20 protein-coding genes are annotated in these 19,830 nt (G+C 37.5%); 19 read left to right on the top strand and 1 reads right to left on the bottom strand.

Going from position 1 to position 19,830, the window contains the following annotated elements:
• The first annotated feature begins 45 nt into the window (after nt 1–45).
• The 10 genes from K9B36_RS16355 to K9B36_RS16310 all read left to right on the top strand — a co-directional run bounded on the left by K9B36_RS16355 (nt 46) and on the right by K9B36_RS16310 (nt 10,108).
• Complete coding sequence (locus tag K9B36_RS16355) at nt 46–1,128, top strand: helix-turn-helix domain-containing protein (protein WP_223703506.1); 1,083 nt, start codon at nt 46–48, stop codon at nt 1,126–1,128.
• Nucleotides 1,100–2,641, top strand: coding sequence for a RecQ family ATP-dependent DNA helicase (locus tag K9B36_RS16350; RefSeq protein WP_223703505.1), 1,542 nt, complete (start codon nt 1,100–1,102; stop codon nt 2,639–2,641). The genes K9B36_RS16355 and K9B36_RS16350 overlap by 29 nt, the downstream gene beginning before the upstream one ends.
• Nucleotides 2,631–3,254, top strand: a complete 624-nt coding sequence (locus tag K9B36_RS16345; RefSeq protein WP_223703504.1) for a CPBP family intramembrane glutamic endopeptidase — start codon at nt 2,631–2,633, stop codon at nt 3,252–3,254. Before K9B36_RS16350 ends, K9B36_RS16345 begins: the two co-directional genes overlap by 11 nt.
• The gene (locus K9B36_RS16340) at nt 3,247–3,906 is read left to right on the top strand and encodes a LysM peptidoglycan-binding domain-containing protein (protein ID WP_223703502.1); all 660 of its coding nucleotides are present in this window, start codon (nt 3,247–3,249) and stop codon (nt 3,904–3,906) included. Before K9B36_RS16345 ends, K9B36_RS16340 begins: the two co-directional genes overlap by 8 nt.
• A gap of 428 nt (nt 3,907–4,334) precedes the next feature.
• A complete protein-coding gene (locus K9B36_RS16335) occupies nt 4,335–4,799 on the top strand; it encodes a DUF2663 family protein (protein ID WP_223703501.1) in 465 nt (154 codons plus the stop codon).
• 224 nt (nt 4,800–5,023) lie between these two features.
• The gene (locus tag K9B36_RS16330; protein ID WP_223703529.1) at nt 5,024–5,794 is read left to right on the top strand and encodes a metallophosphoesterase; all 771 of its coding nucleotides are present in this window, start codon (nt 5,024–5,026) and stop codon (nt 5,792–5,794) included.
• Between the two features lie 99 nt (nt 5,795–5,893).
• A complete protein-coding gene (locus tag K9B36_RS16325) occupies nt 5,894–6,817 on the top strand; it encodes a MerR family transcriptional regulator (RefSeq protein WP_223703499.1) in 924 nt (307 codons plus the stop codon).
• Nucleotides 6,818–6,975: 158 nt separating this feature from the next.
• Nucleotides 6,976–7,563: a genetic competence negative regulator gene (locus K9B36_RS16320; RefSeq protein WP_223703498.1), complete on the top strand. Its 588-nt coding sequence runs from the start codon at nt 6,976–6,978 to the stop codon at nt 7,561–7,563.
• A gap of 187 nt (nt 7,564–7,750) precedes the next feature.
• Entirely contained in the window at nt 7,751–9,028 is a 1,278-nt protein-coding gene (locus K9B36_RS16315) for a Glu/Leu/Phe/Val family dehydrogenase (RefSeq protein WP_223703496.1), read from the top strand.
• A 105-nt stretch (nt 9,029–9,133) separates the two neighbouring features.
• Nucleotides 9,134–10,108: a YpdA family putative bacillithiol disulfide reductase gene (locus K9B36_RS16310; protein ID WP_223703494.1), complete on the top strand. Its 975-nt coding sequence runs from the start codon at nt 9,134–9,136 to the stop codon at nt 10,106–10,108.
• A 15-nt stretch (nt 10,109–10,123) separates the two neighbouring features.
• Here K9B36_RS16310 and K9B36_RS16305 read toward each other — a convergent pair whose 3' ends face one another.
• Nucleotides 10,124–11,098 (bottom strand): asparaginase, encoded by a 975-nt coding sequence (locus K9B36_RS16305; RefSeq protein WP_223703492.1) that lies wholly within the window; start codon nt 11,096–11,098, stop codon nt 10,124–10,126.
• A 116-nt stretch (nt 11,099–11,214) separates the two neighbouring features.
• Between K9B36_RS16305 and prsW the strand changes: the two genes are divergently transcribed.
• From prsW to fni, 9 genes are all read left to right on the top strand, one after another.
• Nucleotides 11,215–11,868 carry a glutamic-type intramembrane protease PrsW gene (gene prsW / locus K9B36_RS16300; RefSeq protein ID WP_223703490.1) on the top strand — a complete coding sequence of 218 codons (654 nt, stop codon included), beginning with the start codon at nt 11,215–11,217 and terminating at the stop codon, nt 11,866–11,868.
• A 380-nt stretch (nt 11,869–12,248) separates the two neighbouring features.
• Nucleotides 12,249–13,259, top strand: coding sequence for a spore cortex-lytic enzyme (sleB, locus tag K9B36_RS16295; protein ID WP_223703528.1), 1,011 nt, complete (start codon nt 12,249–12,251; stop codon nt 13,257–13,259).
• Nucleotides 13,260–13,274: 15 nt separating this feature from the next.
• Entirely contained in the window at nt 13,275–14,609 is a 1,335-nt protein-coding gene (gene ypeB, locus K9B36_RS16290; RefSeq protein ID WP_223703489.1) for a germination protein YpeB, read from the top strand.
• A gap of 279 nt (nt 14,610–14,888) precedes the next feature.
• Nucleotides 14,889–15,533, top strand: coding sequence for a flagellar brake protein (locus K9B36_RS16285; RefSeq protein WP_223703487.1), 645 nt, complete (start codon nt 14,889–14,891; stop codon nt 15,531–15,533).
• Nucleotides 15,534–15,599: 66 nt separating this feature from the next.
• Entirely contained in the window at nt 15,600–15,782 is a 183-nt protein-coding gene (locus K9B36_RS16280) for a YpfB family protein (protein WP_223703485.1), read from the top strand.
• Between the two features lie 134 nt (nt 15,783–15,916).
• Complete coding sequence (cmk, locus tag K9B36_RS16275) at nt 15,917–16,609, top strand: (d)CMP kinase (RefSeq protein ID WP_223703484.1); 693 nt, start codon at nt 15,917–15,919, stop codon at nt 16,607–16,609.
• Entirely contained in the window at nt 16,606–17,187 is a 582-nt protein-coding gene (locus tag K9B36_RS16270) for a lysophospholipid acyltransferase family protein (protein WP_223703482.1), read from the top strand. Before cmk ends, K9B36_RS16270 begins: the two co-directional genes overlap by 4 nt.
• A gap of 293 nt (nt 17,188–17,480) precedes the next feature.
• The gene (gene rpsA / locus K9B36_RS16265) at nt 17,481–18,623 is read left to right on the top strand and encodes a 30S ribosomal protein S1 (RefSeq protein ID WP_223703480.1); all 1,143 of its coding nucleotides are present in this window, start codon (nt 17,481–17,483) and stop codon (nt 18,621–18,623) included.
• Between the two features lie 20 nt (nt 18,624–18,643).
• The gene (gene fni, locus K9B36_RS16260; protein ID WP_223703478.1) at nt 18,644–19,699 is read left to right on the top strand and encodes a type 2 isopentenyl-diphosphate Delta-isomerase; all 1,056 of its coding nucleotides are present in this window, start codon (nt 18,644–18,646) and stop codon (nt 19,697–19,699) included.
• Nucleotides 19,700–19,830: the final 131 nt, after the last annotated feature.

Genomic DNA, 19,830 nt, shown 5'->3' with positions numbered 1-19,830 from the left:
AGTTTTGATAAAATAGAAATAGATGAAAAAAGGTGTTGAATATTGTTGAAATCATTGGAATATCTTTGCTTACACTGTATCCATGCTTTTCGAGGTGAAAGAACCATCTCTGCCATTTATCATTTGTTTAAAGGAAAGAAGTCATCCCAAACAATACAGGATGGAAATTTGTTTTCGGTTTCTTTTCTTTTTGGAATTCTCCCTGATCTTACACGACCACAGCTAGAAAAAATTATTATCCTGCTTGAAAAGGAAAAATTTATCATTGCAGACAGTAATAATTACTATAGCATCACTTCCACAGGAGAGAAGGTTCTAGCAAAAGGAAGGGAAGAATATCCTTTTTCGCAATACTTGAACGGGTGGTTATATAAAGGGAAGGCGGAAATATTTTGGAAAAGATATTCCTTGCTAATACAAACCCTGTCTAACCTTCAAAAAGAAAAAACGGATTTCCTTCCAATTCAATATGAAGAATCGATACAACACACCGTTAAAAACATGGTGCTTAATCAAGGTATATCAAAGCAGCAATTTGCAGGACTGCTTTATGACGAGACCTATCGTATATTAAAGAAAGTGCCGGAACATCAAGCATACATTTTTGTGGCACAATTATCTGGTCATCTTCATGCAGGGTTAACAGTTCGACAAATATCCAAAAAGTTAAGGCTTGACGAAACATGGGTAAAAGTTGAATTTCAATCTGTGCTTCACTTTTTTCTGCAGGTGATGGTTTCGGAAGCCTTGTTATTTCCGATAATAAATAGACTATGCAACGATATAATAAATCGTCCTAATATAACTTCTACAACACAAAAAAGTCTTTATTTTCTTAAACAAGGGTACACGCTGCAAGAAATCGCAGCAATTAGAAAGCTAAAAGAAAGTACGATAGAGGACCATATTGTGGAGTTAGCTTTGAATGTGCAAGATTTTTCACTTAGTCCATATATAGATGAAGAGAATATGCAGTTAATACAGCATGCGGTAAGTGAATTAAAGACAAATCAGCTTAAACGAATCAAAGATTATTTGGGGGATGCAAAAATCAGCTACTTTCAAATAAGACTTGTACTTTCAAAGATGGGTGATAGGCATGAACCTCGAGCAAGTATTAAAAAGTAAATTTGGATTTCGATCTTTTAAAGCAGGCCAGAAGGAGATCATTCATGATGTCGCTCTTGGTAATGATGTATTGGCGCTATTGCCAACCGGCGGAGGCAAGTCATTATGTTATCAGCTTTCAGGCTATCTTCTACAGGGAACGGTGCTGATTGTTTCTCCCTTGCTGTCCTTAATGGAAGACCAAGTTCAACAGATGAAATCAAATGGCGAAAAAAGGGTTGTTGCCATTAATTCTTTTTTGAACTATCAGGAAAAAGAAAAGCTGTTATCATCAGATTTAAACATTTATAAGTTTATTTTCATCTCCCCCGAAATGCTACAGGTAAAGAGGTGGATCATAAAGCTTCAAAAGCTCTCTGTTGGACTCTTTGTGGTTGATGAAGCACACTGTGTTTCCCAATGGGGACATGATTTTCGAACAGACTATTTAAAGCTTGGTAAAGTTAAAAAGGTGCTTGGATCTCCACCATGTCTAGCTCTTACAGCTACCGCGACTAAAACTGTAATAGAGGACATAAAGAACTATCTACTCTTAACTTCACCTAATGAACATATCAATTCGATTGACAGGCCAAACATTGCACTAAAGGTAGAGAAGCTGAAGAATAACCAAGAAAAAAGAATGCGACTCTTAGAGTTGTTATCACAATTTCCTTCACCCGGAATGGTGTATTTCTCCAGCCGAGTTAAAGCGGAGGAGATTGCATTATTCTTAGAAGAACAAGGGCTTGAAGGAGTCGCTTTTTATCATGCAGGGTTAACGGCAGATCAAAGGATACTCATTCAGCAGCAGTTCTTACTCGGACAATTAAATGTTATATGTTGTACTAGTGCGTTTGGAATGGGAATCAATAAGGCAAATGTACGTTTTGTTATCCATTATCATCAGCCAACACAACTAGAAGCATATGTTCAGGAAATAGGCAGAGCAGGCAGGGATGGAGAGAAAAGTATCGCAGTGTTACTTAAAAGTGATGAGGATAGCATGCTCCCACATTTATTAATAGAAGGTGAACTTCCTGAAAGTGTTTGGGTCACTGCAGTGATGAATGAAATGGTTGAAAAGTGGGGTACCATCTCAACCTTAACAGAAGAGATCTGGAACGATCTTGCTCTACGTTTTCCTAATAATGAGGTGCAATGGCGTTACCTGTCTTATCAGATAACTTATTATATCGAGCATAATGGTCCGATTTCCAAAATAAATTTAAAATCGGGTGTTTCTTTTGTAATAAACCAAATCGAAAAAAGAACGGCAGCAAAAATGACAAAACTTCAGTCATTTGAAGAATGGACACAGTCAAAAGCTTGCAGGAGAAAAGCAATCCTTGGTTATTTCGGAGAGAGTAAAGTGTCCTTGGTAGAAAACTGCTGTGACAATTGCGGTATTTCATTAGAAGAGTACGTACTGTCGCCCTCAAATGGAAGTAGGAAGGACGATAAAGCCAATTCCTTATCTTGGGAGCGGTTGTTAGAAAAAATATTAGTACAGGATATTCATGATGAAAAATAAACAAGCGGAATTAGTAAAAAATATGAGTGATAAAGAACTTTCTACTCACTTATACCTTTCCCAATTAATATTCTTAGCGATTGCAGTAGGACTTGGCTTGTTTTTCTTTGAAGATATGGAGCACTTTAACAGGATATGGTCTTGGGATGTAAAAGATATATTTCTTGTAGGTACGATGGTTGGTATTGCGGTAGTAGGATTGGATCTTCTATTACTAAAGTATTTACCTAAACACTTTATGGACGACGGTGGCATAAATGAAAGATTATTTCGAACCAAAAGTGTAGCTCATATTGTTTTTTTGGCAATGCTTATTGCGGTTGTGGAAGAGCTATTGTTTAGGGGAGTCGTTCAAACTCACTTTGGAATATGGGTGGCTAGCCTCGTATTTGCTCTTTTACATATTCGTTATCTCCACAAATGGCTATTGCTAGTATCCGTCATACTCCTAAGCTTTCTTTTAGGTTATATCTATGAAGTCACAGGAAATATTTTTGTTACCATTTGGGCTCACTTTATCATTGATGTATTACTCGCTTTAAAGATAAGGCTTGATTTCGTAAAAAGTAGGGATATAGAGATAGATGAGGGGAATGAACAAAAAGATGAATAATCATGATCAGGCAGATTCATTAAGAGAAAAGGTCGAAAAGGCAACGTCAGAAACTCTGCCATCAAGAAGTGAAATTCATGCGGAGAAACGAAAGAATACAAAATGGAAAATTAAATTCCCAATTGTTAGGTTGTTAGGGATAGCATTTATTCTCATCCCGATTTCAATTTTAGCCATTCATTACAATAGTGAAGATACAAGTATATTGAAATCCCTCCTTCCTACTAGTGGGAAAGTGGAATCATATGAACAAATAAGCATTTCAACTAAAAAGCCGACAAAACCTGATTCAACAGTGGAGGAAGAGGAATCGCTCTCTCTAGAAAATACAGATTCTAACGCTAAAGCTACTGAAACTTCAATAAACACAGATACGGGAGCCACCAAAGAATCTGAAGTAGCCAACAACGATGCTTCTGATGGGAATAAAGATGCTGAATCAGAAGAGGAAAAAGTTATTAATAAGGAAAAAGTGGAAGAAAATGTGGAATACATTGAACATATTGTTGCAACTGGGGAAACACTATATCGAATTTCAATGAATTACTACAATAGTAGATCAGGGGAGAAAATCATTAGTGATTATAATAACCTCATTAACAATCAAGTTAATACAGGACAAAAGCTAATTATACCGGTTAAAAAAGAGTAGAGTAATAAACGAAAAGCATAAGAGCACTGGACTCCTATGCTTTTTGCGTTCCAACAAGGAAGGATTATTTATGATATTAAAAAGTAGCTGACTCAACAAGGATTTATGTTACTTAAAATAACAAGTGGATTTTTCGGTAATTAGTGTGTTATTTTGGTTGAAAAACAAGACTCTGGTGTTTTGCTAAGTATGCTTACCACTCTTATATTCCTTCATATAAGCCTGTTCACTTGCATATTTATAGATTAGGATAATATCGCAGAGGTGGTTGCTTCTAGAGTAGGTTGTTATATTCTGCGTTACCCTTGTTATCTTGCTTTTCGTCTCTCAGTTGCGAATAGTTTCCCAATTTTGGTAATCAAGTCAGGTATATTACGTACTTACATCCTTTATCTAAAAATTGCATATGTAAACAGAAAAGGTCTGAGGTGATAGTATTGGAACCGGTTATTGAAGTATTGGATAAGCACACCGATGATGCTACTAAAAGGACACTCCAATTATTGGTAGGTAAAAAAAAGAAGTTTGATCAGTTTAAAAGAAGAGAATGGCTCTGGAGACTTTCAACATTTTTTACTTTCGGTCTTTTCTTAGTGTACATTTATTATTTTATTATGTTGAATTCTTCCTCCTATTCCGATATGTTTGGTTACTTTTTTAATCGTCCCATTCATTTGCCGGTCGTCATGTTTATTGCTTTTCAGCTTGGCATGGTAAAATATCTACTATACAAAAAGGAAAAAGCAGAAAAAGAATATCATGACTTAAGGAAAGAGATGGTAAAGCGAAGTGATGATTTTTGGGCTCAGCCAGAGGAGTGGAAGCAGCGCCATCTGGTGTTTGAAATGATGAAAAGGGAGTTTGATATTAATCTTTATCATGAATCAAAGTGAGGCCTGCTTAGGGTCTTTTTTTATCGTGCGAATAGGTTAGTGGACAAGTATTAAATGGGTAAAGTAATATACCCTAAAATAGGTAGGGTCTAGTTTAACTCCTTGTCCCTTAGTTTTTTCAAGTGTACGTTTTAGTTCTTGCGATTAGTTAGGAATATGTAAACATAATAATATACTTTAACTTGTACGTATTAAGCGAAAAAAGAGAGGGAGTTGTGGGTTTGATTATTTGGTATGTAGGTGGAGCGGTGGTAATAAGTGGAATGATATTACTGCTTTATATGTTTATGGAAGCAAAACAGCAAAATATTAAAGAGCAAACTTTAGCCTTTGAAGAGTTTCCGAAAAGCTTTGGGAAAGTCAGGATCTTTTTTATTTCTGATATTCATCGTAGAAGAGTCACAGAGGAATTTATCCAGCCTCTGATTAACAAAGTGGATTTTGTAATTATTGGTGGAGATCTTGTAGAAAAAGGTGTCTCCTTAAAACAAGTGGAACAAAATATAGAAACATTAAAAAAGCTTGGTCTTGTTTTTTTTGTATGGGGCAATAATGATTACGAAGTTGACTATCATGAACTTGATTCTCTTTTATTACATAGTGGTGTGAAAATTTTAGACAATACAGCTTATAAATTTGAATCGGAAAAAAAAGAAATGTTGGAAATTGTTGGGGTGGATGACATGATACATGAGCGGGACCGCCTAGATTTAGCGCTTGGGGATACAACATCTGACAGCTTTAAAATACTCGTCAGCCATGGTCCCAAAATAGTTGAGAAATTCTCCGCCCATCAACAGATCAGTCTTGTACTAAGTGGGCATACCCACGGAGGGCAGATTCGAATATTTGGTTATGGACCACATGAAAAAGGCTCTATTCAACATTTAAGCCATACGACCTTGTTAGTCAGTAATGGGTTTGGTACATCATTAATCCCTTTAAGGCTAGGTGCTCCCCCAGAGGTACATCTTTTAACAATAACGGGTCATTGATGGAAAGCGTGCTTCTCCAAAACCTATACAAAGTTTACACGTCCAATTTACTCATATATAATGCAACTATGTATTTTGTTAGGAGAGAAAGGGATTTGTATGACAAATAATGAGGGTAAATACAATATTAAAGCCGCTTCAACTATGCTAGGCATTCAGCCCGGTACATTAAGAGCATGGGAAAGAAGATACCAAATGATTGCTCCTGTTAGAAATGAATCAGGGCATCGTCTATATACAGAAGAACATATCAAAATACTTAAATGGCTCAGCCAGAAAATCAATAAAGGATTTACAATTAGTCAAGCAGTAGCCCTTTTAGAAAAAAGCAATCATACTTTATTGGAATCATCCGATAGTCAAACTGATAAAGATGGCGATCTGTCCCAACAATTGTTGGACCAATTATTAAAGGCGCTCATGGAGTTTGACGAAGGGCAAGCGCATGAAATAATGGATGAAATATTTAGCCTTTTCTCAGTAGAAAAGGTTTTAATAGATATATTAGGGACGCTTTTGGTTAAAATTGGATCACAATGGGAGAATGGAGAGATAACGAGTGCTCATGAACATTTTGCCACAGCATTTCTTCGTTCAAGAATCGGAATGATATTACACGGGCTTCCCGTTAATGGGTTTTTACCTAAGACTGTTTCCGTTTGCGGTCCAGGAGAATGGCATGAACTAGGGTTGCTTATTTATACATTATTCGTTCGCAGAAAAGGTTTTGAGACCATCTATCTTGGTGCAAGTATCGCTGATGGAGATATACATGTTGTATTAAACGAAGTCAAACCTAAATTTCTTTTTTTATCATGTACCCTTTCCATCAATCTTTCAAAAACATTGGATCTCGTTACACAACTTCGAAATCTTCATCCCAATTTAATTATTGGTGTGGGTGGTTCAGCCATTGACAGAATGCCGGAAGCTAAAAAGGAAGCATTTAGAGAAAACCTCATAGGAAGTACAATGAAAGATTGGGAACATTGGTTAAGAAATCATCTTGTTGAGAAGGCATAGATTTAGTTGTGGGAGTAAGATTCAGTTAAATTATCTTAAATATTGACTTAATATTAGACAATTACCTTTAGTCTACGGTGTAACCTAAAGAACCAACTAGCACCTTTAATCATAAAATGAATGAAGTAGTAGGGTGTAAAGGTTGGGAGGAGTCTTTCATGCGTCTGGAACGAATTAACTATAATAAAATCAAGATATTCCTCACTTTCGATGACCTTGAAGATAGAGGGCTAACAAAGGAGGATTTATGGAAAGACTCGCTAAAGGTTCATCAGCTATTTCGAGATATGATTGATGAAGCGAGCGACGAGTTGAACTTTGAGGTGAACGGTTCCTTAGCGGTGGAGGTGTATGCGCTGCAAGCACAAGGAATGGTTGTCATTGTCACATGCACAGAAGAAGAACTATCTGAGGAAGAATTCACTGACGAATATATAGAAATGCAGGTTACTGTTGATGAAAGCACAGAATTATTTTACGAATTTCACTCATTTGATCATCTAATTGATTTAGCTAAACGGCTAGAAATATTGAATGTGAATAGTGGGACTATCTACTCTCATCGCCAGGTATTTTATTTATTATTAGAGGAAGAGGTGTCTGCAAGTGTTAACGTAGATACCTTAATTGCCTTATTATCCGAATATGGCTTTCCTTCAACTATAACAACTCATCGTGTGCAAGAGTATGGGAAGATAATAATGGAAAAAAATGCGATCAACCAATTAAATACGTATTTCAAATGAGGGCCAGCCTGATCTGCAGGATTTAGTAGATTAGGCTGTTTTTAATTTTATGAATTTATTGTAAACGGTTTCATTTTTTTAGAAAAATATAATTTTCCATCTTTGCATAACTGTATGGAAGGTGTATACTATGTCATGAAGATGGACTTTGATAAATTTTAAGTGAAACAATCTAGGAGGTTTACTTATGGTAGCCGAGAAAAGCAATGAGCAGACTAATAAAGAAGACAAGTTAGATGTATTAAAATCAACTCAAATAGTGATACATAAAGCCTTAGAAAGATTAGGGTATCCTGAGGAAGTATACGAGCTCTTAAAAGAACCTTTACGCATGTTAACCGTGAAAATTCCAGTCCGAATGGATGATGGATCCGTGAAAATTTTCACTGGATACCGTGCTCAACATAATGATTCTGTGGGACCAACTAAGGGTGGCATACGGTTCCATCCTAATGTAACAGAAAAAGAAGTAAAAGCTCTATCTATCTGGATGAGTTTAAAATGTGGAATTGTAGACCTTCCGTATGGTGGAGGAAAAGGTGGGATTGTATGTGACCCCCGAGAAATGTCATTTAGAGAATTAGAAAGACTTAGTCGAGGTTATGTTCGAGCAATCAGCCAGATTGTGGGACCAACTAAAGACATTCCAGCGCCAGACGTATTCACGAATTCTCAGATTATGGCATGGATGATGGATGAGTACAGCAGAATCGATGAATTTAACTCTCCAGGCTTTATTACAGGAAAGCCGCTTGTGCTTGGTGGTTCTCATGGAAGGGAATCGGCAACAGCCAAAGGAGTAACAATCTGCATACACGAGGCTGCAAAAAAATGCGGAATCGAGTTACAGGGAGCAAAAGTAGTTGTACAAGGGTTCGGGAATGCAGGAAGCTATCTAGCTAAATTCATGCATGATGCTGGAGCAGTTGTGGTTGGTATCTCTGACGCCTACGGTGGTTTATATGATCCAAAAGGTCTGGATATAGATTACTTATTAGATCGTCGTGACAGCTTTGGTACCGTTACAAAATTGTTCAATAACACAATTACAAATAAAGAGTTATTGGAACTAGAATGTGATATTCTTGTACCTGCTGCAATAGAAAACCAAATAACCGAAGAAAACGCCCATAATATTCGAGCGAAAATTGTTGTAGAGGCTGCTAATGGCCCAACAACAATTCAAGGTACACAAATCTTAACGGAACGTGGAATTCTATTGGTGCCGGATGTCCTTGCTAGTGCTGGCGGCGTTACCGTTTCTTATTTTGAATGGGTGCAGAATAACCAAGGGTATTACTGGACCGAAGAAGAAGTGGAAGAGAAATTGGAAAAAGTAATGGTAAAGTCATTCAATACCGTTTATGAAACTTCTCAAAATCGTCGTGTGGATATGAGACTAGCGGCTTACATGGTTGGTACTCGTAAGATGGCGGAAGCTTCTCGCTTTAGAGGCTGGATTTAATATTTGCACATCCATAAGGAATCCCCTATCATTAGTGTAGGGGATTTTTTTCTCTAGTAAAGGCACTTTAAAGGCCAAAAAAAGTTGTACGGAGTTGAAGCAACCGTGATAAACAGAGATGCCATCATAGTAGGTGGAGGTCCGTGTGGGCTTTCTGCAGCAATAGCCATTCAGAATATCGGACTTTCCCCGCTCGTGATTGAAAAAGGAAATATAGTAAATGCAATTTATCATTACCCTACCCACCAAACCTTTTTCAGCTCAAGTGAGAAATTGGAAATAGGAGAGGTTCCTTTCATTACAGAAAACCGTAAACCGGTAAGAATTCAAGCGCTAAACTATTACAGGGAAGTAGTCAAAAGAAAAAACGTTGAAGTAAATTCATTCGAAAATGTAATCTCAGTCGATAAACAGGAAGATGGCACCTTTATTGTACATACTTCTAAAGAAAGCTATTGTACCCCATATGTTGTCATAGCAACCGGATATTATGATAACCATAATAAGCTAGGTGTTCCTGGGGGGAATTTAGAAAAAGTTTCTCATTATTTTAAAGAAGGCCATCCTTACTTCCAAAAGAATGTTGCTGTTATTGGAGGCAAGAATTCAAGTGTTGATGCTGCACTTGAATTAGTAAAGGCAGATGCCCGTGTGACAGTTCTTTATCGTGGTAATGCCTACTCACCTAGCATAAAGCCATGGATTCTTCCTGAATTTGAGGCTTTAGTAAGAAATGGGACGATAAACATGGTATTTGAAGCCACTGTAACGAAAATAACGGAAGATACAATCACATATAGGGATAAGAGTGGGAAAGAAGAAACTTTAGAGAATGATTATGTGTTTGCAATGATCGGTTACCATCCAGACCACCGATTCCTTACCAAAATGGGAGTTGCGATTGATGAAGAATCGGGGCGGCCCTCTTTTAACCCAGAAACAATGGAAACTAACATAGATGGTATTTTTATCGCAGGAGTTATTGCGGCAGGAAATAATGCCAACGAAATATTTATTGAAAATGGTCGATTCCACGGTGGCCTTATTGCAGATTATATCAAATTAAAAGGTCGCTCATAAACGAGCGACCTTTTTCTATCTTAAAAACAAAGATTGAATTTTCTCGATATCGTTAGTGGTTTCCAGGACGACCATTAATTTAATTCTTGCTTTTTGTCCATTCAAACCATTAGAAAAGATAACACCAAATTGTTTTAGATGTCTTCCTCCACCCTCATAGCCATAAATGTCCTGTACTATCCCATTAAAGCAGCGCGAAACAAGGACAACTGGTATATTGGATTCGGTGAGAGCTTTAATCCCCTTTAATGTTGTTGGAGGTAGGTTGCCTTGTCCTAATGCTTCAATCACAACGCCATCCACTTCCATCTGCTTAAACAGGTAAAAAATAGCTGAATCCATCCCTGCATATGCCTTTAAAAGCATAACGTTCTTGGAGACGGAACTTATCGTATATTTATCGTCTGTGACTGGAGAGTGATGAAATGATGCACCGCGTTTAGTTACAATTCCAATTGGTCCATATTGAGGACTTTGAAAGGTTGCAATATTGCTTGTATGAGTTTTTGTTACGTTCTTTGCGGTATGAATCTCGTCGTTTAGAACCACGAGAACTCCTTTACCTTGCGCCTCTTTACTGGCTGCAACCTTTACCGAAGATAAAAGATTATATGGACCATCAGATCCTATTTCATTACTGGACCGCATTGCACCGGTTATTACGATAGGTACTTTTGTCTGAACAGTTAGGTCGAGAAAAAATGCTGTTTCTTCCAGTGTGTCTGTACCATGAGTTACAACAACTCCATCGTATGTATTGTTTTTTACTTGCTGATCGATGAAGTTAGTAAGTTCCAACATATGCTTTGGGGTAATATGTGGAGAAGGTAGATTAAACAGTTCAACCCCATCTATTGTTAAAGTAGGATCCTCCACTAAGGGTGTGGAAGCAAGAGGGTTTTTGTCTCCAGGTGACACTTCCCCAGTTTGTTCGTCTTCTGACATGGAAATGGTTCCACCAGTATGCAAGAGTAAAATCTTTTTTTTCATATTATTTTCACCTCATTATTATTACAAATTAATCCAAATAAATCCTTAATCTATCATTTCCTTAATTACGATAACATGATACGATAAAAAAAAACAGTTTGAAACGAGGCTTTCTTATGCTAGCAATCGTATCCGCAGGGATTGCGCCAGGTTTAGCGTTATTGTCTTATTTTTATTTAAGAGATAAATTTCAGAAAGAACCAATAATATCGTTTGTATTTAAAATATTTATGTTTGGGGCATTGCTCGTTTTTCCACTAATGTTTATTCAATACGTGATTCAGTTGGAACTTGGAGTAACTTCCCACTTTATAAAGGCCTTTTTACTTTCAGGGCTACTAGAAGAGTTTTTCAAATGGTTTATACTTATCTATCTTGTGCTTCATAATATCCACTTTAAAACTCACTACGAAGGGATTGTGTATGGAGTTTCTGTTTCTCTCGGCTTTGCTACAGCTGAGAATATTCTTTTTCTCGTTGCAAACGGAGTAGAACTTGCAGTAGGGAGGGCCGTTCTTCCTGTATCAAGTCATGCGTTATTCGGCGTAATAATGGGTTTTTATCTAGGTAAAGGAAAATTTTCCTTCTATCAAAGAAAACGGAGACTTTGGTTGATCCTTTCTTTACTAATTCCGTTTTTACTGCATGGTACATATGATGTAATTATTTTAACGCAGAAGCATTGGGGTTTTTACATGGTTCCATTTATGATATTCCTTTGGTGGTTGGGTTTACGGAAAGTCAAACAAGCGAATACAGCAGTAATTTAGCTTATAAGGAACTCATTCCTTATAAGCTTTTTTTTTGGCTTTAGCCCTTTAGTAAAAACGTTTTCGCCAAAATGCCCCCCTGTGAACTGAAGTGAAAGGTGTGAGACTCCGGGGGGAGGTAGCGGTAGACGAGAGACCCGACAGACGTAAGCCGAATAGGCTACCGCACCGGCCCGCGGAAAGCGAACACTTGAACCGGAAAGCAACAGGGAAGGACGCTAAACATCACGCACTCTATGCAAAATCATTTCATGGAATAATTATTTTCTTACCAACAAACTGTATAAAATGCCAACATCTACAGAAAATACATGTAACAAAATGTTTAAAGTAGTTAAAGGAGGAAATGTAAGGTGAAAAAGTTCCTTAAAATTTCATGTATGTTTCTTTTCTGCACAAGTATGCTCTTAACGATAAACCACACTAGTGTAAATGCCTTTTCAGAACAAGTTATTCAAAAAGGTGCCACTGGAAATGATGTCGTTGAGCTGCAAGCGCGTCTTCAATACAACGGGTATTATCAATCAAGAATTGATGGTGTGTATGGGTGGACGACTTACTGGGCAGTGAAGAATTTTCAACAGGAATTCGGATTAGACGATGTTGATGGTTTAGTAGGACCAAAAACAAAAGATATGTTGAATAAAAGCACCAAGTTTTATAAAGATTGGGTGCACCAACAAATTAATAGCGGTAAGCGGTTCACTCACTATGGCGGAATGGAATTGAAATACCAAGTGGAGCCTTCTCCCGCAACAGTAGAAAAGGCTAAGCAAAGGGCTGCTTCTCAGTGGGAAAAAGCAAAACCTCAATATCAACAACCGGCACCTCAAAAACAGCCAACGGAGCAAGCGCCGACTCCGCAGGCTCCAGAGCAGCCAGCAGAGCCGGGACCAACACCACAACAAGAGCAACAACCTGCGCCACAAGAACAACCTGCTGATCCTCCAGCACCCCAAGAGGAACCGGCAGAACCGGCACCGGAAGAAGAGTCAGAAGAAGAACAGCAAACATCTACCAATATGCCAGGGGGATTTTCGGATAATGATATTCAATTAATGGCCAATGCGGTATATGGAGAAGCTCGAGGAGAACCTTATGAAGGTCAAATCGCAGTTGCTGCCGTTATCTTGAATCGACTAAACAGTCCCACCTTCCCTAATACGGTTTCTGGCGTGATTTTTGAACCATTGGCTTTTACCGCAGTAGCAGACGGACAAATATGGTTAACGCCAAATGAGACTGCAAAAAGAGCTGTTGTAGATGCAATTAATGGCATGGACCCTTCAGAAGGAGCTACCTATTATTTTAATCCTGATACTGCTACTAGTGGTTGGATATGGGGACGTCCCCAAATAAAAAGGATCGGAAAACACGTTTTCTGTGACTAAAAGAGGTGGAAAATTATGTTGAGAATGATCATTATAGCTGTACTAACGGTTGCTGTAGTTGGAACTGGCTATTGGGGTTACCAAGAGCATCAAGATAAAAATGCCATCCTGATAAATGCGGAAAACAACTATCAGCGTTCCTTTCATGACCTTGTTTATCATGTGGATCTGTTGCATGACAAAATTGGTACCACTTTAGCAATGAGTTCAAAAGAGCAGTTGTCTCCATCTTTTGCAGAGGTTTGGAGAATAACATCTGAAGCGCAAAATGATGTGGGCCAACTACCTTTAACGCTGCTACCTTTTAATAAAACAGAGGAGTTTTTATCTAATATTGGTGACTATACTTATCAGGTTGCCATTCGTGATTTGGATAAAAACCCTTTGTCAACAAAAGAATACGAGACGCTGCAAAATTTATATGCAAAATCTGGTGAAGTTCAAAAAGAGTTGCGGAAGGTTCAGAGTATGGTAATCGCAGAGAATCTTAGATGGATGGATGTAGAGGTTGCTTTATCCGCCAAGGACCAGCCGCAGGATAATACGATAATTAATGGATTCAAAACAGTAGAAAAAGATGTAGAGGGCTATGAGGAAACAGAATTTGGACCAACTTTTATTACTCACAAGGATAAAGATTTCAGTAATCTCTCGGGAAAGAAAATATCTAAAGAAGAAGCAAAGCAAATAGCCGATAGATATCTTGACCTTGAAGGTGATGAAGAAATTACAATTACTGAAAATGGGGAAGGTTCAAGCTATGGCTTCTATAGCTTGAAAATTGTAGATAAAAACCAGGTTGATACGTATATGGATATAACCAAAAAAGGTGGAATTCCAATCTACATTGTGCAAAACAAAGAAGCGAAAGAAAAGAATATCAGCCTAAATGAAGCAACGGAAAAAGCTAGAACGTTTTTAAAGGAGAACAAATATGAGAGCTTAGATCTCTATGAAAGCGTGGAATACAATAAAGTAGGAATTTTCACCTTTGTCTCTGATAAAGACGGCGTGAGAATCTACCCAGACGCTATTAAGATGAAAGTCAGCTTGGATACTGGGGAGATGATAGGGTTTTCTTCTAAAGACTATCTTATGTCCCATAAGTCAAGAGAAATTCCTGAACCGGGTATATCCAAAGAAGAAGCAAAAGAGTCTATCAATGGAAATGTTAAAATCATGGAAGACCGTCTAGCTGTTATTGAAAATGACGTTGGAGAAGAAGTGCTATGTTATGAATTTTTAGGAACAATTAATGAAGACACATATCAAATCTTTATTAATGCAGAAAACGGTCGAGAAGAAAAAGTAGATAAATTAAAAAATCCTGAAGAGCTTTACAATTTTTAAGGCACTTTTCTTAAAGAGTGGTTCTGTAAGCCAGTAAAAAATCGGCATTTGGATTTTTCACTGTCCTGTTCAATCAAGATTAAGAGTGATTTGTAATTTAACAGGAAAGAGCACGACAGCAACGATTGTAAAGCAACAATCAATCAGAAAACAGACATAAATGAAGAAAACTGAGGAAAAGCGAAAATTCAGCTTTTCCTTTTTTTATTTACATGGTTTAATTATAAGGAATGGTAAAAAAAGAGAGAAAGACTCGTGGTTGTAAGGGGGGCGATTATTATGTTGAAAGCAGGAATGACTTTAACCCTTCAGATGCATGAAGGTGAAGATAAATATAGATGCAAAATACAGGAAATAAAAGAAAATGATCTTTACGTTGATTATCCCATCCATATTAAGAATGGCAAGACTACATATATATTAAATGGTACCCAAGTTAAAGTTTCTTTCGTAACAGAGGAAGGAATTGCTTATTGTTTTGATAGTGAAGTACTAGGGAGAGTAATGCAATCCATCCCAATGATCCAATTCTCCTACCCCGGCCATAATAATTTAATAAAAATACAAAGAAGAGAATATGTGAGAGTTGAAAGCAGTGTCGATGTTGCAGTGCATCCTATATCGGTTGATTTTCCTTCCTTTACTACCTTAACACATGATATAAGCGCAGGAGGAAGTTCCATTAATCTCCCACCAAATAGAACTGTCCCGGAAAATGAAACAATCTCAACAAGCTTTGTTATTCATTTAAATAGTGGAGAAATACATTATTTAAAGTTGAAAAGTAAGGTGATCAGAGTGGTAAATGTACAAAATGGTAGAAAACGAGCATCTCTTCAATTTGAACAGATTAAAGAATTTGAAAGACAGGTTATTATCAAATATTGTTTTGAACAACAACTCTTATTAAGAAAAATTCAGTAATGAGAATATTTTCCACATTATTCACTCATAATAAAAGAAAGTGATGAACGTAGTGGAGTGGAAAATATGAAAAGATTTGAAAAAGTCATTATTAAATTGATTATTATTCAATTGTTCTGTCTTGTGGTGGCACAGGCTATGATTCTTTATACAGGAGTAGCCCCTTACCTAACAAAGGTCATTCACTATGAAGGTGTTGACGGCATGGAAATTATGGAGCACATAGAAACATTCGACCAAAACAGATGAATATGATAAAATATTACTGGAAAACCGTTTAAAATCATTGCAGGGAAACCTGCTTTTTTCATTGGTGAAAATAGACTTTTCTAGAAAAATTTCAAGTACAATAATAATGCATTTTTGTCTAATCAGGAGGACTTATGAAAAATCAACAATTATCAGTAGCAATCGATGGACCGGCAGCAGCAGGAAAAAGTACGGTAGCAAAGATTGTAGCAGACAAACTAGGATATATATATATTGATACAGGTGCGATGTACAGAGCTGTTACCTTTGAAGCGATGCGCCATCATGTTCAACTAGAAGACAAGGATGGGTTGAGAAAACTCGTAAGCAGGATGGATATTGATTTACAAACATCAGGGAACCAAGGGCAGCGCGTTTTAGTAAATCAGGAAGATGTAACAGATCAAATAAGAACCAATGAAGTAACAAATTCAGTATCTATAGTGGCAAAGCATCAAGTAGTAAGGAAGGAAATGGTAGAACGCCAACAAGTTCTTGCCAAAAGAGGCGGAGTGGTGATGGATGGACGTGATATTGGTACACATGTGTTGCCGGATGCAGAAGTTAAAGTGTTCTTATTAGCTTCTGTAGAAGAGCGTGCGAAAAGACGCCATGAAGAAAATCTGTCCAAGGGATTCGAATCAGATCTAGAAAGACTAAAAGAAGAAATTGCCCGTAGAGACAAATTGGATTCTGAAAGAGAGATAGCACCTTTGATAAAAGCAAAAGACGCAACAGAGATAGATACAACTTCCCTTTCGATTAATGAAGTTGTGGATAGAATAATGGTCTTGGTAGAAGATATAGGAAGGACTAATCACTCATGACTTTATACTCATTCGCTAAATTCATTGTGAGTATTATCTTAAAGCCTATCTTTCGGATTAAAGTTATAGGCGCAGAAAACATGCCAAACAATGGGCCTGTCCTGCTTTGTTCCAATCATATCGATAATCTCGATCCTCCTGTAGTAGGTATCACAGCACCTAGAACCGTCCATTTTATGGCAAAAGAAGAGGTCTTTAAGGTACCGATATTAAAGACTATTTTACCAAAGATACATGCATTTCCAGTAAAAAGAGGCATGAGTGACAGAGAAGCATTAAGAAGTGCATTAAAAGTGCTAAAAGAGGGTAATGTATTAGGACTGTTTCCAGAGGGAACAAGAAGTAAATCGGGAGAATTGCAGAAAGGGTTAGCAGGTGCGGGTTTTTTTGCATTAAGATCTGATGCAGTGGTAATTCCCTGTGCAATCATTGGCCCATACAAACCATTTAAATCTTTGAAGGTGGTTTATGGGAAACCCATTAATTTCGAAGAACATCGAAACAATAAAATCTCAGCGGAAGAAGCAACACTAATCATTATGAACTCGATCAAAGAGCTTTTAGAAAAAAATAAATAGTTTAAGAGTTTTGACTTGACAAAATACTCTTTTTATTAGAAGTTTATAAAAGAAACCTATATTTTTCTTGATGAAATATATTAGTTTCTTCTTCGAAAGTTGAACTGTCTGTTAAACTATAAAAGATAGATGGTTTATCTTTTATAAATTATTACACAAGAATATGCTTCTTTGGTTAAGTACTTATGATGAATCTTTGGAGAGTTGTTCCGAATGCTCATCATATTTACGTAACGGCTACCGTTACTTACATAAATAATGGAATAGTGGGTTTGTATAGAGGAGGTAATAATATGGTAGAAGACATGAATCAAGTAGAAGTGAAAAATTTAGAGGTTGGATCTAGAGTGACTGGGATTGTAACCAAAGTGGAAGAAAAGCAAGTTCTTGTATCTATAGACGGTAGTAAGTTAGATGGCATCATTCCAATCAGTGAACTTTCCAGCCTTCATGTGGAAAAAGCTACAGACGTTGTTTCAGACGGTCAAGAACTTGAGCTTAAAGTTACCAAAATAGAAGATGAACTTTTAGTGCTTTCCAAAAAAGCAGTCGATGCAGATCAAGCTTGGGAAGACTTACAAGAAAAATTTGAATCCAAAGAAGTATTCGAAGCCGAAGTGAAGGACGTAGTAAAAGGTGGATTAGTTGTCGACCTTGGTGTACGTGGATTTGTACCTGCATCATTGGTAGAAAATTATTTTGTGGATGATTTCTCAGAATATAAAGGTAAGACTTTAACTTTTAAAGTAGTGGAATTAGAAAAAGAAAAAAATCGTGTAATCCTTTCTCACAGAGCAGTAGTTGAAGAAGAAATGCACAATAAAAAGCACGAACTTCTTGACTCAATTGAAACAGGTCAAGTTTTGAAAGGAACGGTACAACGAATTACTGACTTTGGCGCATTCGTTGATATCGGTGGTGTAGACGGTCTTGTTCACATTTCCCAACTTTCATATGAACATATAGTGAACCCTTCAGAGGTAGTAGAAGAGGGCCAAAAAGTTAATGTTAAGGTGCTTTCCGTCGACAGAGACAATGAAAGAATTTCTTTGTCAATTAAAGAAACTTTACCTGGACCATGGAGCCAAGTAACCGAAAAATTCTCCAATGGAGATGTGACAGAAGGTACAGTGAAACGCCTAGTGTCATTCGGTGCTTTCGTAGAAGTACTGCCTGGAGTTGAAGGACTGGTTCACATTTCTCAAATTTCCAATAGACATATCGGTACTCCACAAGAAGTGTTGTCCGAGGGCGAAAAAGTACAGGTGAAAATTTTGGACATTAACGAATCTGATCAAAGAATCTCGCTAAGTATTCGAGAGCTTGAAGAGCCAGAGCAAGACCAAGACTACAGTCAATACACACAATCTGATGACACCGGCGGTTTTCAGTTAGGTGAGATGATTGGTGATAAGTTAAAAAAGCTTAAAAAATAATTTTCAATAGGTGATATGCTGTGAGTAGAGCAAAAAGGAAAATGGACCATATTAAACATGCTTTATCAACTGGTCAATTAAAACATCATGGATTCGAGGATGTTAAGTTTGTTCATCAAAGTTTGCCTAACTCTAGTGTTTCAGCTATTAAATTGAATACAAAAATAGGCGAACTGGATTTAAGTTCGCCTATTTTTATCAATGCAATGACTGGTGGAGGTGGAGAGCAAACCTTTAATATTAATAAAGGCTTGGCTTCCGTTGCCAGAGAATGTAATATTGCGTTAGCTGTTGGTTCACAAATGTCGGCTATTAAAAACCAAGATGAGCGTTATACATATGAAATAGTGCGTAAAGAAAATCCAGATGGAATAATCTTTGCGAATTTAGGTAGTGAAGCAACAGTGGATGAGGCGAAGCTTGCAGTGGAGATGCTGGAGGCTGATGCTATGCAAATTCACTTGAATGTTATTCAGGAATTAGTCATGCCTGAAGGAGATCGGGATTTTGTTGGAGCACTGCACCGAATAGAACAGATTGCATCCTCCTTATCTGTTCCCATTATTGTCAAAGAAACCGGCTTTGGGTTTAGCAAAGAAGCTGCAAGACAATTGCGAGAAGTAGGGGTTACTACTATTGATGTAGGAGGCTATGGAGGGACTAATTTTTCTAAAATTGAAAACGAGCGTCGCGACCATCGATTAAACTTCTTTGACGATTGGGGTATAACGACAGCATGTTCAATCAGTGAAGTAAAATATTTTGTTCCTGAGGTGTCTGTAATTGGTTCGGGCGGTATACAAAGCGCATTTGATATCGCCAAAGCGATAGCGCTTGGAGCTTCTGGTGTAGGAATAGCTGGTTTTTTCTTGCGTATTTATTTAGATGAGGGTGAGCGAGCGCTTTCTCAATTGATTCTAGACATACATCAAGAACTCAAATGGATTATGACCGCCCTAGGTGCTACTACGGTACAAGATCTACAGAGAGTACCGCTTGTTCTTAGCGGTGATACGTATCACTGGTTAATGCAGCGTGGCGTTGATACTAAAGAGTATAGTAATCGAACAATATAAAAAAGCAGCGGTACATCCTTTTTAGGTGTACCGCTGCTTTTTTTAATGGAGCAAAACGTGCCGCGAGCCGCTTGCGCATTTCGGTTTGTTCAGCTTCAGCGGCTAGCTCCTCGAGTCATAAGTCCTTTCCC

The sequence above is a fragment of the Sutcliffiella deserti genome (assembly GCF_020037475.1).
GTDB lineage: Bacteria > Bacillota > Bacilli > Bacillales > Bacillaceae_I > Sutcliffiella_A > Sutcliffiella_A deserti.
Note: the sequence above shows the minus strand (reverse complement) of the source record. Positions and strands in the feature narration are given on the sequence as shown.

Coding starts and splice junctions, on each gene's coding strand:
- K9B36_RS16350 (WP_223703505.1), top strand. CDS start 1,100: ATGAACCTCGAGCAAGTATTAAAAAGTAAATTTGGATTTCGATCTTTT.
- K9B36_RS16345 (WP_223703504.1), top strand. CDS start 2,631: ATGAAAAATAAACAAGCGGAATTAGTAAAAAATATGAGTGATAAAGAA.
- K9B36_RS16340 (WP_223703502.1), top strand. CDS start 3,247: ATGAATAATCATGATCAGGCAGATTCATTAAGAGAAAAGGTCGAAAAG.
- K9B36_RS16325 (WP_223703499.1), top strand. CDS start 5,894: ATGACAAATAATGAGGGTAAATACAATATTAAAGCCGCTTCAACTATG.
- K9B36_RS16320 (WP_223703498.1), top strand. CDS start 6,976: ATGCGTCTGGAACGAATTAACTATAATAAAATCAAGATATTCCTCACT.
- K9B36_RS16315 (WP_223703496.1), top strand. CDS start 7,751: ATGGTAGCCGAGAAAAGCAATGAGCAGACTAATAAAGAAGACAAGTTA.
- K9B36_RS16305 (WP_223703492.1), bottom strand. CDS start 11,098: ATGAAAAAAAAGATTTTACTCTTGCATACTGGTGGAACCATTTCCATG.
- prsW (WP_223703490.1), top strand. CDS start 11,215: ATGCTAGCAATCGTATCCGCAGGGATTGCGCCAGGTTTAGCGTTATTG.
- sleB (WP_223703528.1), top strand. CDS start 12,249: ATGTTTCTTTTCTGCACAAGTATGCTCTTAACGATAAACCACACTAGT.
- ypeB (WP_223703489.1), top strand. CDS start 13,275: ATGTTGAGAATGATCATTATAGCTGTACTAACGGTTGCTGTAGTTGGA.
- K9B36_RS16285 (WP_223703487.1), top strand. CDS start 14,889: ATGTTGAAAGCAGGAATGACTTTAACCCTTCAGATGCATGAAGGTGAA.
- K9B36_RS16280 (WP_223703485.1), top strand. CDS start 15,600: ATGAAAAGATTTGAAAAAGTCATTATTAAATTGATTATTATTCAATTG.
- cmk (WP_223703484.1), top strand. CDS start 15,917: ATGAAAAATCAACAATTATCAGTAGCAATCGATGGACCGGCAGCAGCA.
- K9B36_RS16270 (WP_223703482.1), top strand. CDS start 16,606: ATGACTTTATACTCATTCGCTAAATTCATTGTGAGTATTATCTTAAAG.
- rpsA (WP_223703480.1), top strand. CDS start 17,481: ATGGTAGAAGACATGAATCAAGTAGAAGTGAAAAATTTAGAGGTTGGA.